General features: G+C 61.7%; 11 protein-coding genes and 1 tRNA gene. 9 read left to right on the forward strand and 3 right to left on the reverse strand.

Features of this window, described 5'->3' with window-relative positions:
* Positions 1-118: 118 nt before the first annotated feature.
* The 7 genes from fixL (at position 119) to gmtX (ending at position 12,261) form a co-directional block, all read left to right on the forward strand.
* Complete coding sequence (gene fixL, locus U4Y88_RS15550) at positions 119-2,635, forward strand: oxygen sensor histidine kinase FixL (protein ID WP_224015365.1); 2,517 nt, start codon at positions 119-121, stop codon at positions 2,633-2,635.
* Positions 2,632-3,282, forward strand: a complete 651-nt coding sequence (fixJ, locus tag U4Y88_RS15555) for an oxygen response regulator transcription factor FixJ (RefSeq protein ID WP_224015363.1) — start codon at positions 2,632-2,634, stop codon at positions 3,280-3,282. Before fixL ends, fixJ begins: the two co-directional genes overlap by 4 nt.
* A 306-nt stretch (positions 3,283-3,588) precedes the next feature.
* Positions 3,589-4,443, forward strand: coding sequence for a bifunctional methylenetetrahydrofolate dehydrogenase/methenyltetrahydrofolate cyclohydrolase FolD (gene folD / locus U4Y88_RS15560; RefSeq protein WP_321784861.1), 855 nt, complete (start codon positions 3,589-3,591; stop codon positions 4,441-4,443).
* A 306-nt stretch (positions 4,444-4,749) separates the two neighbouring features.
* Positions 4,750-6,849, forward strand: coding sequence for a M3 family metallopeptidase (locus U4Y88_RS15565; protein ID WP_321784863.1), 2,100 nt, complete (start codon positions 4,750-4,752; stop codon positions 6,847-6,849).
* Between the two features lie 747 nt (positions 6,850-7,596).
* Positions 7,597-8,991 carry a gamma-mobile-trio recombinase GmtY gene (gmtY, locus tag U4Y88_RS15570; protein WP_321784865.1) on the forward strand — a complete coding sequence of 465 codons (1,395 nt, stop codon included), beginning with the start codon at positions 7,597-7,599 and terminating at the stop codon, positions 8,989-8,991.
* Positions 8,992-9,001: 10 nt separating this feature from the next.
* Positions 9,002-11,599 carry an integrase family protein gene (locus U4Y88_RS15575; RefSeq protein ID WP_321784867.1) on the forward strand — a complete coding sequence of 866 codons (2,598 nt, stop codon included), beginning with the start codon at positions 9,002-9,004 and terminating at the stop codon, positions 11,597-11,599.
* A complete protein-coding gene (gene gmtX / locus U4Y88_RS15580) occupies positions 11,596-12,261 on the forward strand; it encodes a gamma-mobile-trio protein GmtX (RefSeq protein WP_321784869.1) in 666 nt (221 codons plus the stop codon). The genes U4Y88_RS15575 and gmtX overlap by 4 nt, the downstream gene beginning before the upstream one ends.
* Before the next feature lie 220 nt (positions 12,262-12,481).
* Here gmtX and U4Y88_RS15585 read toward each other — a convergent pair whose 3' ends face one another.
* On the reverse strand, positions 12,482-13,768 hold the full coding sequence (locus tag U4Y88_RS15585) for an amidohydrolase family protein (protein WP_321784871.1): 1,287 nt from the start codon (positions 13,766-13,768) through the stop codon (positions 12,482-12,484).
* Between the two features lie 260 nt (positions 13,769-14,028).
* Between U4Y88_RS15585 and U4Y88_RS15590 the strand changes: the two genes are divergently transcribed.
* Positions 14,029-14,727, forward strand: a complete 699-nt coding sequence (locus U4Y88_RS15590; protein WP_321784959.1) for an aspartate/glutamate racemase family protein — start codon at positions 14,029-14,031, stop codon at positions 14,725-14,727.
* A gap of 122 nt (positions 14,728-14,849) precedes the next feature.
* Here U4Y88_RS15590 and U4Y88_RS15595 read toward each other — a convergent pair.
* Together U4Y88_RS15595 and U4Y88_RS15600 are read right to left on the reverse strand one after the other, a co-directional pair.
* Positions 14,850-14,926: transfer RNA gene (locus U4Y88_RS15595), tRNA-Met, on the reverse strand.
* Positions 14,927-15,072: 146 nt separating this feature from the next.
* Positions 15,073-15,618, reverse strand: coding sequence for a PadR family transcriptional regulator (locus U4Y88_RS15600; protein ID WP_321784873.1), 546 nt, complete (start codon positions 15,616-15,618; stop codon positions 15,073-15,075).
* Between the two features lie 213 nt (positions 15,619-15,831).
* Here U4Y88_RS15600 and U4Y88_RS15605 point away from each other — a divergent pair, with 213 nt between their 5' ends.
* Entirely contained in the window at positions 15,832-16,821 is a 990-nt protein-coding gene (locus U4Y88_RS15605) for a nitronate monooxygenase family protein (RefSeq protein ID WP_310631627.1), read from the forward strand.
* Positions 16,822-16,847: the final 26 nt, after the last annotated feature.

Raw genomic sequence — 16,847 nt, forward strand, 5'->3', positions numbered from 1 at the left:
CGCACGCTGAATCGTTCCGGCCCCTGCGCCTATATCGACCAGTTTGGACCGGTTTATCTGCGATTTAATGCTTTTTTCACGGCATTTCGGACTGTTACGCTGAGCTACAATCCTTGCCATGTTGACCGAACGGCTTTTCGCACGCTCGGCGCGGCCGCCCGGTTCGCCCGGCGAGTCGTCGCCATCTCGCTGGCACCACGGACCCTGGTGGTCGAATTCCTATTTGTTGACGCCGCTCCTGTCGATCCTCGTTTTTCTGATCGTCATGAGTCTGATCCTGTGGAGCCTCAACCGCCGCGAGCAGCAGCAGCAGGAAGACACGCTCTACCGCAACGTGGCCTGGGCCCAGCAGCAGATCCGCCTCTCCATGACGGGCGCGCAAGAGCAATTGCAGGCGCTGGCGCGCGATCTTGTCGCGGGCCATAACGATCCGCAGTCGTTCCAGGTGTCCACCACGGACATCATGCAGGGCCATCCCGAGATCCTTTACCTGAACTGGTATACGAGCCAGCAGGAGCCGCGCTGGCCCAATACGGCCATGCCGGTGTTCGGTCAGCGCCTTGCCAAGCCCAACGACTCGCAGATGGACGAAGCCGTGAAGGCCGCGTTCGCCGAGGCGCGCTCCACGCGCCGCCAGGTCTATTCGCCGCTCATTTACGACGACGTCGGCAACGGCTACATCACGCTGCAAACGCCGGTATACCGCGATCGCGAATTTCTTGGCTCCATCGCGGCCGTGTTCTCGGTCGAAGGCATCCTGAAGCACGACATCCCGCCCGAGCTGTCGGCCAAGTACAAGATTTCGATCCTCGACGCCAACAACCGCGAGCTCGCCACCACCTCCACGCGTCCGCGCCTGCCGCGCGACGTCTATTACGACCTGCCGCTCGATCCGCCGGGCCAGGGCGTCTCGGTGCGCGTCTATTCGTACCCGCAGATGACCAACTTCACGAACAACACGCTCGTGTGGCTGGTCGCGGGGCTGTCCTGCTTCGTGCTGTGGAGCCTCTGGAGCCTGTGGAAACACACGCGCCAGCGCTTCGAGGCGCAGCAGGCGCTCTACGCGGAAGCGTTCTTCCGCCGCGCGATGGAAAACTCGGTGCTGATCGGTATGCGCGTGCTCGACATGCACGGCCGAATTACGCACGTCAATCCGGCCTTTTGCCGCATGACCGGCTGGGACGAAAGCGATCTGGTCGGCAAGACCGCGCCGTTCCCCTACTGGCCGCGCGACAGCTACCCGGAAATGCAGCGCCAGCTCGACATGACGCTGCGCGGCAAGGCGCCCTCCTCGGGTTTCGAACTGCGCGTGCGCCGCAAGGACAGCTCGCAGTTCCACGCGCGCCTCTACGTCTCGCCGCTGATCGACAGCTCGGGCCGCCAGACCGGCTGGATGTCGTCGATGACCGACATCACCGAACCCAAGCGCGCGCGCGAGGAACTCGCCGCCGCGCACGAGCGCTTCACCACCGTGCTCGAAAGCCTCGACGCCGCCGTGTCCGTGCTGGCCGCCGACGAAGCCGAGCTGCTGTTCGCGAACCGCTATTACCGCCATCTTTTCGGCATCCGCCCGGACGGCCATCTGGAACTCGCGGGCGGCGGCGGTTTCGATTCGTCGAGCGCCTCGTCGGACTCCATCGACATGGTCGACGCCTTCGCCGGCCTGCCCGCCACGGCGCTCACCGAGAGCACCGCCGACGCGCAGGAGATCTACGTCGAAAGCATCCAGAAGTGGTTCGAAGTGCGCCGCCAGTACATTCAGTGGGTCGACGGCCACCTCGCGCAGATGCAGATCGCGACCGACATCACCACGCGCAAGCAGGCCCAGGAACTGGCCCGCCAGCAGGACGAAAAGCTGCAGTTCACGAGCCGCCTGATGACGATGGGCGAAATGGCCTCGTCGCTCGCGCACGAGCTGAACCAGCCGCTCGCCGCGATCAACAACTATGCTTCCGGCACCGTCGCGCTGGTGAAATCGGGTCGCGGCGCGCCGGAGAACCTGCTGCCCGCGCTCGAAAAAACCGCGCAGCAAGCCGTGCGTGCTGGCATGATCATCAAGCGCATCCGCGAATTCGTGAAGCGCTCCGAACCGAAGCGCCAGGCCGCGCGTGTCGCCGACATCGTCGCCGACGCCGTGGGGCTCGCCGAGATCGAAGCGCGCAAGCGCCGCATCCGCATCGTGACCGACATGCGCTCGCGCATGCCCGTGATCTACGTCGATCCGGTGCTGATCGAGCAGGTGCTCGTCAACCTTTTGAAGAACGCCGCCGAAGCGATGGCCGACGCGCGCCCGAACGCCATCGACCCGGTGATCCGCGTGATCGTGAAGCGCGAAGGCGGCCACGTCTGCATCAGCGTGATCGACCAGGGCCCGGGCGTGGACGAAGCCACCGCCGAGCGCCTGTTCGAACCGTTCTACAGCACCAAGTCCGACGGCATGGGCATGGGGCTGAATATTTGCCGCTCGATTATCGAATCGCATCGCGGGCGTCTTTGGGTGGTCAACAACGTCGAAGCGGACGGCCACATCAGCGGCGCCACGTTCCATTGCAGTCTGCCCATCGGCGAATCCGACCATCCCTCGCGGGACGGACGTGACGAGCCGACTCCACAAACCGTTACGGGAGAGCCATGAACAGCCCAGTCACCACCCAGGAAACCGTCTTTGTCGTCGACGACGACGAGGCCGTACGAGACTCCCTGCGCTGGCTGCTCGAAGCGAACGGCTACCGCGTTCAATGCTTCACGAGCGCGGAAGAATTCCTCGAGGCGTACCAGCCCGCGCAGCAAGCCGGACAGATCGCCTGTCTGATTCTGGACGTGCGCATGCAGGGCATGAGCGGGCTCGAGCTTCAGGAGCGCCTGATCGCCGACAACGCCTCGCTGCCGATCATCTTCGTGACGGGCCACGGCGACGTGCCGATGGCCGTCTCCACGATGAAGAAAGGCGCGATGGATTTCATCGAGAAGCCGTTCGACGAAGCCGAACTGCGCAAGCTGGTCGAGCGCATGCTCGAAAAGGCGCGCAGCGAAAGCACCAACGTGCAGCAGCAGCGCGCGGCGGCCGAACGTCTGGGCAAGCTCACGGCGCGCGAGCACCAGGTGCTCGAACGCATCATCGCGGGCCGCCTGAACAAGCAGATCGCCGACGACCTGGGCATCAGCATCAAGACCGTCGAAGCGCACCGCGCGAACATCATGGAAAAGCTCAACGTGAACACGGTCGCCGACCTGCTCCGTCTCGCGCTCTCCAACAAGCCGCAACAGGCGCCGCAGCAGTAAGAACAAGCGGCAGCACTGATCCCCACGGCGCGCCGCGCCGGTCCCGCTCATGCGGCGCCGCGCGGCGCGCGAGTCTATTTCTCCGCGTTTTTCCTTCCAGAATCGGCCGGCGATCCGTCCTGCCGCGACAAGTCGCGCCCGTCGCGCGGGTATAATGTCGGCCTCCGCAGCGGCGCCCGTTTTCGCGCGATCTTTCAGACGAAAGTTCGTGCGAACGCCGCGACGCAGGATTCGCCTCGTTTGCGCCCCGCCGCTCGCCCCGGCGGTCACGCTCCCCGCCTTGCCCTAATCGATTCTCGACCGACCATGACTGCCACTCTCATCGACGGCCTCGCCCTCTCCAAGAAACTGCGCGCCGACGTCGCCACGCGCGCCGCCGCCCTCGCCGCACGCGGCCATCAGCCGGGCCTCGCGGTCGTGCTGGTCGGCGACAATCCGGCGAGCGAGGTCTACGTGCGCAACAAGATCAAGGCGTGCGAGGACAACGGCCTCTATTCGTCGTACGACCGTTATGCCGAAACGCTCCCGGAAGCCGATCTGCTCAAGCGCATCGACGAGTTGAACAACGACCCGAAGATCCACGGCATCCTCGTGCAACTGCCGCTGCCCAGGCACATCGACAGCCACAAGGTGCTCGAAGCGATCGCGCCCGAGAAGGACGTCGACGGCTTCCACGTCGCCAACGCCGGCGCGCTCATGACCGGCCAGCCGCTGTTCCGCCCCTGCACGCCCTACGGCGTGATGAAGATGTTCGAGGAATACGAGATTCCGCTCGAAGGCGCGAACGCCGTGGTGATCGGCCGCTCGAACATCGTCGGCAAGCCGATGGCGCTGCTGCTGCTCGAAAAGGGCGCGACGGTCACGATCTGCCACAGCAAGACGCGCGACCTCGCGAAGCACACGCTCGACGCCGACATCGTCGTGGCCGCCGTGGGCAAGCGCAACGTGCTGACCGCCGACATGATCAAGCCGGGCGCGACCGTGATCGACGTGGGCATGAACCGCGACGACAACGGCAAGCTGTGCGGCGACGTCGACTTCGCGGGTCTGAAGGACAAGGCCGGCTTCATCACGCCGGTGCCGGGCGGCGTCGGCCCGATGACGATCACCATGCTGCTCGTCAACACGATCGAAGCCGCGGAGCGCGCAGCCGGCGTGTAAGGCTGCTGTTGGCTACGACGTTGGCATTGCGCGTTGCAACACGACGCCGTACGCATCGACATTCAAAAAGCCCCGGAAATCCGGGGCTTTTTTACGCCCGGCGGCCCCGTATGCGCCCGTCCGCACACCGTTTGGCGAGTCGGGATTACGCCGCCGCGCACCGACTTCTGCTAATTTGCTCGCATGACCCGGTTGGAAAGCGCGCACTGCGCCCCAATAACCGATCTATCGAACCCACAGCCGGGGCGCGCGACATCGCGCGGCGCCCCGAATCGACTAACCGCGACAGAAGGAACAGGACGCACCATGGCAACGACATCCTCCGATAATCCGCTGCTCGACTTCTCCGGCCTGCCGCGCTTCGGCGAAATCCGCCCCGAACACGTCACGCCCGCCCTCGACGTGCTGCTCGCGAACGCGAACGCCGCCGTCGAACGCGCCGCGCAACCGATGACGCCCGCGCAATGGAGCGACGTGGTCGAACCCGTCGAGCGCGTCACCGAGCCGCTCTCGCGCGCGTGGGGCGTGATCGGCCACCTGAACGCCGTCGCCGACACGCCCGAGCTGCGCGCCGTCTACGGCGAGAACCTGCCGCGCGTGACCGAGTTCTGGTCGAGCGTCGGCCAGAATCTCGCGCTGTACGAGAAGTACAAGGCCATCACGAATCACAACTCGTTCCAGCTGCTCACGAGCGAGCGCAAGAAGATTCTCGACAACGCGCTGCGCGACTTCCGCCTCTCGGGCGCGGAGCTGCCCGAAGACCAGAAGCCGCGTTTCGCCGAGCTGCAGGAACGTCAGGCCGCGCTCTCGAAGTCGTTCTCGGATCACGTGCTCGACGCCACGAACGCCTACGCGTTCTACGCGAAGGACGAGAGCGAACTGGCCGGCCTGCCCGACGACGTGATCGCCGCCGCGCGCGAAGCCGCCGAGCGCGATAACCAGGAAGGCTGGAAGTTCACGCTGCATTTCCCCTCGTATTTCCCGGTGCTGCAGTACTCGGAAAACCGCGCGATGCGCGAAACGATGTACCGCGCCTACGTGACGCGCGCCTCGGAACTCGGGGCGGTCTACGGCGGCGGCAAGCCCGAATGGGACAACACCGCGATCGTCGACGAACAGCTCAAGCTGCGCGCCGAAGAAGCGAAGATGCTCGGCTACAACAACTTCGCCGAAGTCTCGCTCACGCCGAAGATGGCCGAATCGCCGGCACAGGTCATGAGCTTCCTCGAAGACCTCGCCACGCGCGCGCGTCCGCACGCGGAAAAGGACTGGGCGGAGCTGCGCGAATTCGCCGCCAGCGAGTTCGGCCTCACGCAACTCGAACCGTGGGACATGGCGTTCGCCGCCGAGCGTCTGCGCCAGAAGCGCTACTCGTTCTCCGAGAACGAAGTGAAGCAGTACTTCCCCGAAGACTTCGTGCTTCAGGGTCTGTTCAAGGTCACGGAGACGCTGTTCGGCGTGCGCATCCGCGACGACAGCGCGCCGGTCTGGAACAGCGACGTGCGCTTCTTCCGCGTCGAAAACACCGACGGCACGCTGGTCGCGCAGTTCTATCTCGACCTCTACGCGCGCGAAGGCAAACGCGGCGGCGCATGGATGGACGACGCGCGCTCGCGCCGCAAGCTCGAAGCCAACGGCGTGCAGACGCCGGTCGCTTACCTCACCTGCAACTTCTCGGCGCCCGTGGGCGGCCGTCCGGCCTGCTTCACGCACGACGAAGTCATCACGCTGTTCCACGAGTTCGGCCACGGCCTGCATCACATGCTCACGCGCGTCGATGAGCTCTCGGTGTCGGGTATCAACGGCGTGGAATGGGACGCAGTCGAACTGCCCTCGCAGTTCATGGAGAACTTCTGCTGGGAGTGGGACGTGCTTACGGAGATGACTTCGCACGTCGACACGGCCAAGCCGCTGCCGCGCGAACTCTTCGACAAGATGCTCGCCGCCAAGAACTTCCAGAGCGGTCTGGGCACGCTGCGCCAGATCGTGTTCTCGATGTTCGACATGGCGCTGCACGTGGACTTCGACGCCTCGAAGGGCAAGACCGTGAACGAGCTCGCACGCGAGATCAACGAGCGTTATCACGTGATTCCGCAGGCGCCGTTCTCGCGCTGGCCGAACACCTTCAGCCACATCTTCGCGGGCGGCTACGCGGCGGGCTACTACAGCTACAAGTGGGCCGAAGTGCTGTCCGCCGACGCCTACGCGGCGTTCGAGGAAGCCGCGCAAGCCGCGAAGTCGAGCGTGCTCGACGCGGCCACCGGCACGCGCTATCGCAAGGAGATTCTGGAAGTGGGCGGCAGCCGCCCGGCGATGGAATCGTTCAAGGCGTTCCGCGGCCGCGAGCCGAGCATCGACGCCCTGCTGCGCCACAACGGCATGGAGCAGCCGCCGGCGCAGCATTAAGCCGAAGCTTCGCGGCGCTCAGCGCTGAAAAGCAAAACCGCGCACTTCGGTTCTCCCCCCCAATTAAAGTTACATAGTTGTGGGTTTGAAGTAGAAGTCAGCGCTTAAACTCTTCACCGACACCCCTCCAGTAGGGGTGTTTTTTTTCTCCAGAGATTGAAGTTCCTCCCTAATCTTGCATCGTATGCATCAGCCAGCAGTTGAGCAGTACCGTCTTTCATTGAGAGTCGCGTAGCTGCCTCTTACTCTTTACAAGTCGAATTGTTCAGACTTATGATTGCGCTTGGTTGTTGAGTCAAGGTAGTTCCAGCACTGTTCGAGGCTCCTTCGGGAGTACGGTGAGGGCTCCTGTAGTCGCGACGCTTCAGCTACGTTGTACCGTCTGACTTGCGCCCGCAATTCGAACCCGGGCGACTCTCAAGCCGGGCGAATCCCTTGGATTTCAGTCTCATCAAGGAGATTCGCTTTGGCTCGTCCATCTTCCGCAACACTCGTCTGCTTACTCGAAGCAACAGCTGCTGTCGCGCTCATTGCGCTGGCTGCTTCAGCAAAGCGCGATACCACGCCCACTCCCGCTAGGTCGGCAGCCTCCGTGCGTCGGCACGTGACTGTCGACACCTTTCAGTTTGGGCTATTGCTCGATGCTCCGAGGTCTTCCGACGCGCGCGCTGAGTTGAGCGGCCGGAGCGTCGTAGAGCTAGCCATCCGCCTCTTTCGCGTCAGGCAACTCCACGAGCGGAGTGTCTGATGTTCGTTTCAGTGCCCGCCAAAATCTTCACTGATGCCACCGGCGTTTACACCGAAATACCTGCGCTACTCACGCCCGCCGGAGTTCTTGAACCGTTGCTCGACTATTGCCTGTCGCGTAGCCACGACCGAAGCCTAGCGTGGATGACAAAGGTCACCCGCTCAGTTCAAATGTTTCTGGAGTACCTCCAAAGCAATCCGGCCGAGCGAGATACATATCGCCTCTTCCAAAACTTCGCACAGCGCCTTTACACAGGAACGTTCGACCGCACAACCGGGCTAGACCCAAGCAGCCTGTGCTGGGCTCCTCGTTCACCGAAAGAAGCCGCGAACGTGGTTACGCACCTCTCAGACTTTTTTGACTGGCTGGGAGAGACGCGTCCTGCGGCCGCTAGTTTAAACCCGCGATATGCAGGTGGGACATTTGACCGACAAACCGACGAAGCAGCGTATCAATATCGGCGCAATAAGGCCCTTCTCGGACACACATGGGCCGCAAACGCGTCCTCGTTCGTCGCTGGGCATCGCCTGCGCAGCAGGCGTGTTCCAAAGGTCGAAAGAGGTGAGCCACCCGCGTTTCCGGAGGAGCGCTTCAAGGATTTGCTACTGAAAGGTTTCTATGCGGCCGGTCGTTACGACTACCGGAGCATGCTCATTACTCTTCTGCTGCATGGAGCCGGCTTCCGTGAATCTGAACCGTTTCATATTTATATCCACGACGTCTTTGCGGACCCTGCCAACACTCGACAGGCGAAGGTGCTCATTCATCACCCAAGTTACGGTGCGGCGCCCGAAGACTGGCGTGATGAGCGAGGCCGGCAGCGTAAAGGCAATCGAGCAGAATACCTCGCTTTAGAGTTCGGCCTCGCTCCACGAACCGACCTGATGGATGGCCGACACGCGGGTTGGAAAGGGGGGATGCTCGACGCGGCGTATTACAAACAAGCGTATTGGTTTGTACCCGAGTATGGCGAATGGTTCTTACAACTCTGGCATAGATATCTCGAAGACGTCGCGCGTATCGAACGGTCGCATCCATTCGCATTTATCAATTTAAACCGCGAGCCGGTCGGCGCCATGTACAAGCTCGCTCAGTACAACAAGGCGCACGCCGCAGCCTGCGAGCGCATCGGGCTCACGGTGAGCAAGGCGCTGGGCACAACTCCGCACGGTCACCGGCATGCTTATGGGCGAAGGCTACGCAATGCTGGCGTCGATAAGTCGCTCATCCGTCGCTTTATGCATCACACCTCCCTCGAAAGCCAAGAGGTGTATACGCAGGCGAACGCGCGGGAAGCCATCGCAGCTCTCGAAGAAGCCGCGAAGCGACTCCGGGGAAAAATCTCCGAAACACAAATTGAATCCAGACTAACTGGCATTGAACTGAACGATTGAGGACATTTGCATGAATGGAAACAGCGCGACAAACGCCTCGAAGGCACCCGCCACCTCGACGTCCAAGAGCAAAGGCGTAACTCGCAAGGCGGACACCAGCCTTGGCTGGGTTGCGCGCAAATATCCGCAGTTTGAGGCTTGGCGCCTTTTAGCCGTGGAATGGCTAAAAGGCGAAACAAATGGACTCGACGTCAGGTTGCATGCATTGACAGCCTTCTTCGAGCGTTATCTCCTTCAAGAGGCCGTACCGCTTGACACCTCCATTTTCTTTGCACGGACAACCGTTCTGCCAGACTTTTTTCGCACGGCGTGCCCTAACTCAGTTTCAGGTATCAAATATAACAATGCTATCCACGAATTCCTGCACTTCGTGCTTCTGCAGCATTTCAGTGAAGTAGACGACAACGGGAAGTCGTGGATTTCCCCTGCATTCCGGAATCCTTTGTCAAGGATGTCGAGGAGTGGTATGCCCAGGCGCGATGAGAGCGTCCACTCTCCACTTCCATATGGCTACATAGATGAACTAAGGCAGATGCTTGCCGAAGGGCCAAACTTCGGTGACTGGCTTTGGGCACAAGGTGCGTTAGGAGCAGAAATCGGGAAGCGTGGGTATACCTCGCCGGACTGGTTCGAGGTTACTGAAAATCAGATTGACAAGACCGACCCGGACTGCGTTTGGCGCGTGAGGCCTCTTACCAACTCAAGCCGCCTAGAAATGTGGAGTCCGGTCCGCTGGGTGGCGCTTTTAGCCAAGCTCATACTGCCTCTACGTACATTTCAGGTCCGTATGCTCGACTCTGGAGAATCGGATACCTGGCGTTATGAAGCGCGAGCTTGGGCCTTGAATGCGAACAGACTCGCTCAAGGCAATGAGCGGAGGCCCCAACAACAGGGAGTTTTCCGCTTAAATCGTCAACTTGACATTGGCGATAGTAGTTCGGCGCTTCTCTACATCAATACAAACAAGACTGCTGACATTGCCAAATCAGGTCCTGAGAAAGGTTACGTGTTGCCGTGGCCGATGGGCGGCCCCCTGCATCAGGATGTGTTTTACTGGCTGGAGAAATTACGAAATTGGCAAGAAAAATATGCCCCTATTTCGCGGCGCACCGCCTGGTCGGAACTGGATGGGCGTCACTTTAACGCCAAGAGCGCAGTACAACTTGCAAGCTATCCGGATACCTGCTTTCTTTTCAGAATGCCGGAAGCACGAGATGGCGAATATCACCTGCCTCTGACAACTGAAACCTTGGATAAACCTTGGTTTTGCTTGCTAGGCGCACTGCAACGGAAGTTAGCCGAACGCGACGAAACCCACCGTAATGGTACGCAAATTCGCTTCCTCCCTCTGCCGGAAGAGCAAACCGGGAAAACCACCCTGTTCCCTCTGCACAGCTTGAGGGTGTCGCTCATCACGGCACTGGCTTTGGAAGGGCAGGTTCCTTTCCCCGTTCTTCAAAAACTCGTTGGCCACAGCCGCCTAATCATGACCCTGTACTACACGAAGCCGGGGGCGACGCACATCCGCGATGTATTGCTCGGGGCAGCGCAGCAACTCGAGGAAAATAAAGCGGCAAGCATCCAGAATTTCCTGCTGGATACAGAGCACGATGCTCTTCTGCGAAAGGCAATCTGCAACAGCGTTCCTAGCCTTGCAGCGGCAGTTCCACTGCATCCGGCGGCGCGCAATCCTGCCGGTTGGATGCCGATGCATCACGGCCTGTGCGTCGTGGGCGGTAACACCAGTGAGGTCGAGGAAAATGGCGCAGTGGGCGGCTGCTATAACGGCGGCGCAATGACTTCGAAGCCTACGTCATCGGAAAACCCTAAGCACGGTCCTGTTCCAGGCGGAAGTCGCAACTGTGTTCGTTGCCGTTGGTTCGTCACAGAGCCACACTATCTGCCAGCGTTAGCCGCCCACTTCAACACTCTTGCTTACCATTTCGACGAGGCGCGCAACACCTGTCTCGCTCACGAGACCGCGCTGCAAAAGTTGAAGAAAGAGAAGGCGGACGCGGAGAACATAGGTCGGACGTTTGCGCAGATGGAGTCTCTCCGCCAAGCCGAGCGCGTTTGGGAGAGTGCCATGAAGCGCTTTAGCGACCTAGCGGAAGACATCGTTGCCTGCTGGCGCCTAGTCGAACGTTGCAAGGCGGCACTGGAAAGCGAGCAGGAGAACACCGGAAGTCGGATGATTGCCGTCGGCACCGAGAACGACTTGCATATCGCCTTCGACGAGACAGATTCCGAATTGCTACAGCTTACAGGCGTGTGCGAAAGCATTGAAATGTACCCTGACCTAGAACCCGGCAAGGCAGTGTTCCGGCGCAGTCAGTTGCTTGACGTCGCCTTGTATCGAGACGGGCTTCCCCCCATGTTTATGCTGCTGAACGAAAACGAACAACTTCGCGTTGGCAACGCCTTCATGCGGAGCCTCGCACAAAAAATGAACCCAGCGAATACTGCGCTGGGCCAACGAGACGTGGTTCAGTTGATGGACGCCGGCAAGAGTCTCAGCCAGCATTTTGATACGGACCTTCTCTCATTACTGCCCACCCTAAATCGGTCGCTAGCATTTGCGCCCAGTTTCCAGGTTACACAGGCATGAACAGCATGACTGACATTCACCCCGACGCCGTCATTGAGTCACTGCTTACGAAGGGCGCACGCTCGAACCGACGAGCAAACCTCGCGAGACTGCATGATGTTTGCCGGCGGCAATACGAGTCTGGTTCACGAGATTTTTCGCTGCCAGCCATCGGCCGCGCGGTCGAAGCAGAAAAAATCATGAAAGGCCGTATTCTCTATAACGCCCAGTCCGCCGACTATCGAGCGCTCATCGAGGCTTGGGGAGCTTTCTCAGGCCCTCCGTCGCCGAAGCCACCGAAAACGCTCGCAACCCACGATTACTTGTTACGAATTGATGACCCAGCCATACGGTCCATCATGCAGGCCGTCATCGTTGAACGTGACAAACTCAAGGCTCAGCTCAATATCCTAAAAGCCAACGCTCAGGTGACCGTCGACAGACGGCCGCAGAGTCGACCTATCGAAGCGGCTACATCTGGAACGCAACCCGTCACAGTGATTGCGATGGCGGCGCAACTTACACCATCTGAGCATGATGCTTTGAAGAAGGCGGTCGATTCGGACTACCTTGACGAGCGTGGACTCAAAGAGGGTAGTCATGGCGAAATCGTGAGTGAAAGAGGTCGGACGATTTTCGAGGTGGGATTTGCGCTCGCGATACGCAAGGTTCTGGGCGAGTGAACGATAAGAGAGGCCGGTGGAAAACCGGCCTTTAGAGTTTCGATGCATTGCGATGTATAAATACATCGCAATGCCGTAAGGAGCTACGCCTCGCTACCACAAGACTTTCGCGCGGCCACCCCATCAACTATGTACCGGTAAGGTATAAGAGCCGGAGGTGCGCGGTTTTTTTATGGGCGCTCGATGGAGAACCTCGCGCGGCTGCGTTGCCCCACGGCGTTCAGCGATGCAGTTTGAAATCGACGCTTTCAGGCCGCCCTTCGAGCGTGAGCGACGCGCGCTGCGCGGGTTGCCGGCTCACCACCCTGCCCCGGCTCACGACCGCGAGCCGCGCGGCGCGCAGGCGAATCGCCTCGATCGGATCGCGCGCATCGAGCACGACGAGATTCGCGGCGCAACCGGGCGCGATGCCATAACCTTCGAGCCCGAGAATCTTCGCGGGGTTGACCGTCACCGCGTCGAAACACGCGCGCGTCGCCTCCACGCCCGTCATCTGCGCGACGTGCAGGCCCATGTGCGCGACTTCGAGCATGTCGCCCGAGCCGAAGCTGTACCACGGGTCCATCACGCAATCGTGGCCGAACGCCACCGTCACGCCCGCCGCCATCAACTCGGGCACGCGCGTCATGCCGCGCCGCTTCGGATAGGTGTCGGCGCGCCCCTGCAACGTGATGTTGATCAGCGGATTCGCAATCGCCGCCACGCCCGAATCGCGGATCAGCGGAATCAGCTTGCTCACGTAGTAGTTGTCCATCGAATGCATCGACGTCAGATGCGAGCCGGTCACGCGGCCTTGCAGGCCGAGGCGGTGCGTCTGCGCCGCGAGCGTTTCGATGTGACGCGAGAGCGGATCGTCGGATTCGTCGCAATGCATGTCGACGCGCAAGCCTTTTTCCGCGGCGAATTCGCAGAGCAGGCGCACGGATTCCGCGCCATCGGCCATCGTGCGCTCGAAGTGCGGAATGCCGCCGACCACATCGACGCCCATCGCAATCGCGCGCTTGAGATTGTCGAACGCGCCCGCGCTGCGCAGCACGCCGTCTTGCGGAAAGGCCACGAGTTGCAGATCGAGATACGGTGCGACGCGACGCTTCACTTCGAGCAGCGCCTCGACCGCGAGCAGCCGCTCGTCGCAGACATCGACGTGCGAACGGATCGCCAGCAAGCCGCGCGCGACGGCCCAATCGCAGTACTGCAACGCGCGCTCGACCAGCGCTTCCTGAGTGAGATGCGGCTTCAGTTCGCCCCAAAGCGCAATGCCTTCGAGCAGCGTGCCCGACGCATTCACGCGCGGCAGCCCGTAAGACAGCGTGGCGTCCATGTGGAAATGCGCGTCGATGAACGGCGCGCTCACGAGCATCCCGGCAGCGTCGATTTCCTCGCGCGCCTGCGCGTCGATACGCGGCTCGACGGCCACGATGCGCGCCGACTCGATGCCGATATCGACCGTGGCATGGCCGGCGGGATGCGCGTGCGCGAGCACCGCGCGGCGAACGATCAGGTCCATGGTGAGGCTCCTGGGTGGCGTCTTGTTGTGGGCCCGATGCGGCCTGCGCATCGCGGCATGTGTCCCGATTCTATCGGCGCCAGAAATGCGGTGCCATCCGTACACTCGCGCACAACTGTACTGAAGTGATCCATTTTTGCGACAACTGTCCGCGCGCTATGCCCGATCCGTATCGTGACACTTGCGCCGCACCGTACCTGTACAGCACGGTACACACGCCTATACTCGTTCGGACCTTACCTCTTTCGCAATGGCAGATGATGAAAACGATCGGCGTGATTGGCGGCATGAGCTGGGAGTCGTCGGCGGAGTATTACCGCCTGCTCAACAGCTATACGAAGGCGCGGCTCGGCGGCCATCACAACGCGCGCAGCCTGATGGCGACCGTCGACTTCGCGGATATCGAGGCACTTCAGCGCGCCGGCGACTGGGATGCACTCGGCGTGCAGATGGCGCAAGCGGCCACGCAACTCGAACGCGGCGGCGCGGGCATCGTGCTGCTCGCGACCAACACGATGCATCGCGTGTGCGCGTCGATCGAAGCGGCCATTTCGATTCCCTTCCTGCATATCGCGGACCCGACCGGCGCGGCGCTGCGTGCGGCGGGCGTGACACGCGTCGGCCTGCTGGGCACGCGCTATACGATGGAGCACGACTTCTACGCGGGGCGGCTGCGCGACGTGCACGGCATCGAGGCCATCGTGCCTGACGAGGCGGCGCGCACGGACGTGCATCGCATCATCTACGACGAGTTGTGCCACGGGATTGTGAAGGCGGAATCGAGGCAGGTTTATCAGCGCACGATCGACGCGCTGGCCCAAGCGGGCGCGCAGGCGGTCATACTCGGCTGCACCGAGATCACCCTGCTGATACGCGCTGAAGACTCCGCGCTGCCCGTGTTCGACACCACGGCGCTGCATGCGCAGGCGGCGGTGGATTGGGCATTAAAAGAAGCTTGATCGGAAGACACATGGCGCCGTACTGATGCGGCGCCAAAAAGGAACCCAAAAGAGGAACGCAAAACGGAAGCTACAAAGGATAAAGCCCGCACGATTTGCATCGTGCGGGCTTTGAGAATCCTTGGTTGCGGGGACAGGATTTGAACCTGTGACCTTCGGGTTATGAGCCCGACGAGCTGCCAGACTGCTCCACCCCGCGTCCGTCAGAGAAAAGAATTATAGGACCATGATCCCGTTACGTCAACACTTTTTTCATCCTCGTGTTGAGCGTCGAATCTCGCGGATAGCGTTTGACGCAATTGATTCGGCATCCGAATCAAATTAGCGCGATGAACGAACAGCGTTTCAAACCGCCTCGTCGCCCACGATCTCGCGCAATTCCTCGGCCCACGCGAGCCATGTTGTCTGCGTGTGAATACCGGCCTTGAGGATCGCATACTGCAATTGCTGTGCGCGCGTGAGTTGCGCCGCGCCGAAGTCGCGCCGCTCGATCTCGCGATACGTCTCCAGACGCGCACGCGCCTCATCGATCAAACGCCGCAACTCCTCGCCGAGACCGAGCGGACCAATCACCGCATCGGCGCGCAGCTTGAGCAGGAACACGTTGCGATCGTCCACGCCGAGCCGCGTGTCGCGTGCCCAGCGCATGACTTCCTCGCGTCCCACGGGCAACACGCGATAGACCTTCTTGCGCGACGCGGCCGCGCCCTCCTCGCCTTCCTCGACCACCGCCACCCAACCCGCCGAGACCATGCGGCCCAGCTCGCGGTAGATCTGCTGATGGGTGGCCTGCCAGAAATAGCCGATGGCCCGGTCGAAGCGCCGGGCGAGGTCGTAGCCCGACGACGGCTTTTCGAGCAGGGCGATGAGGATGGCGTGCGGAGTCGACATGCGGCGATTCTAAACCACGCCCCCTGCCTCGCCGCCCTGGTTCCGTCCCGAATAAGCCTCGAATGATGCCACTATGCAACTGGTTGCATAGTGCTGTCGGCTTTGCTATGTTTAGCGCTGTCGGCCCGTGAAGCATCACGCACGAGCACAAACCATCACGAACTACACGACAGCGCCCGCTGCGGGCCGCCGTCATCATCAAGGAGATATGGGATGTCCCTGCCCGCCGTGCTGCGCCGTGGCCTGTCGATTCCGGTCGTCGGCTCGCCGCTTTTCATCATTTCGAATCCCGATCTCGTGATCGCGCAGTGCAAGGCCGGCGTGGTCGGTTCCTTCCCGGCGCTCAACGCCCGTCCCGAACACGTGCTCGGCGAATGGCTCGACCGCATCACCACCGAACTCGCCGAGTACAACGCAAAGCATCCCGACCGCCCCGCCGCGCCGTTCGCGGTGAACCAGATCGTCCACAAGTCCAACGACCGGCTGCAGCACGATCTGGGCGTGTGCGCGCAATACAAGGTGCCGATCGTCATCACCTCGCTGGGCGCGCGCGAGGAAGTGAATCAGGCGGTGCATAGCTGGGGCGGCATCGTGCTGCACGACGTGATCAACAACACGTTCGCGAAGAAGGCCATCGAGAAAGGCGCGGACGGCCTGATCGCCGTCGCCGCCGGTGCGGGCGGCCATGCGGGCACGCTGTCGCCGTTCGCGCTCATTCACGAGATCCGCGAATGGTTCGACGGCCCGCTGCTGCTCTCGGGCGCGATCGGCAACGGCAATGCGATTCTCGCCGCGCAGGCGGCGGGCGCGGACCTCGCGTACATCGGCTCGGCCTTCATCGCCACGCAGGAAGCGAACGCCGTCGAGGCCTACAAGCAGATGATCGTCGATAGCAACGCGGCCGATATCGTCTACTCGAATCTGTTCACCGGCGTGCACGGCAACTATCTGCGTTCGAGTATCGTCGCGAGCGGCCTCGACCCGAACGCGCTGCCGGAATCGGATCCCACGGCGATGAATTTCGGCTCCAACCGCGTGAAGCCCTGGAAGGACATCTGGGGCTCGGGCCAGGGCATCGGCGCGGTCAAGAGCATCGTGCCCGCCGCCGATCTGATCGCGCGTCTGAAGCGCGAATACGACGCGGCGCGGGCGCGAATCGGCGTGATGTCGGCGAGCGAAGCCGAAGCGCCCGCCGCCGTCTAAATCGCGACACGCGACTCACGCGATGA

The organism is Paraburkholderia sp. J94 (assembly GCF_905220285.1).
Classification (GTDB): domain Bacteria; phylum Pseudomonadota; class Gammaproteobacteria; order Burkholderiales; family Burkholderiaceae; genus Paraburkholderia; species Paraburkholderia tropica_A.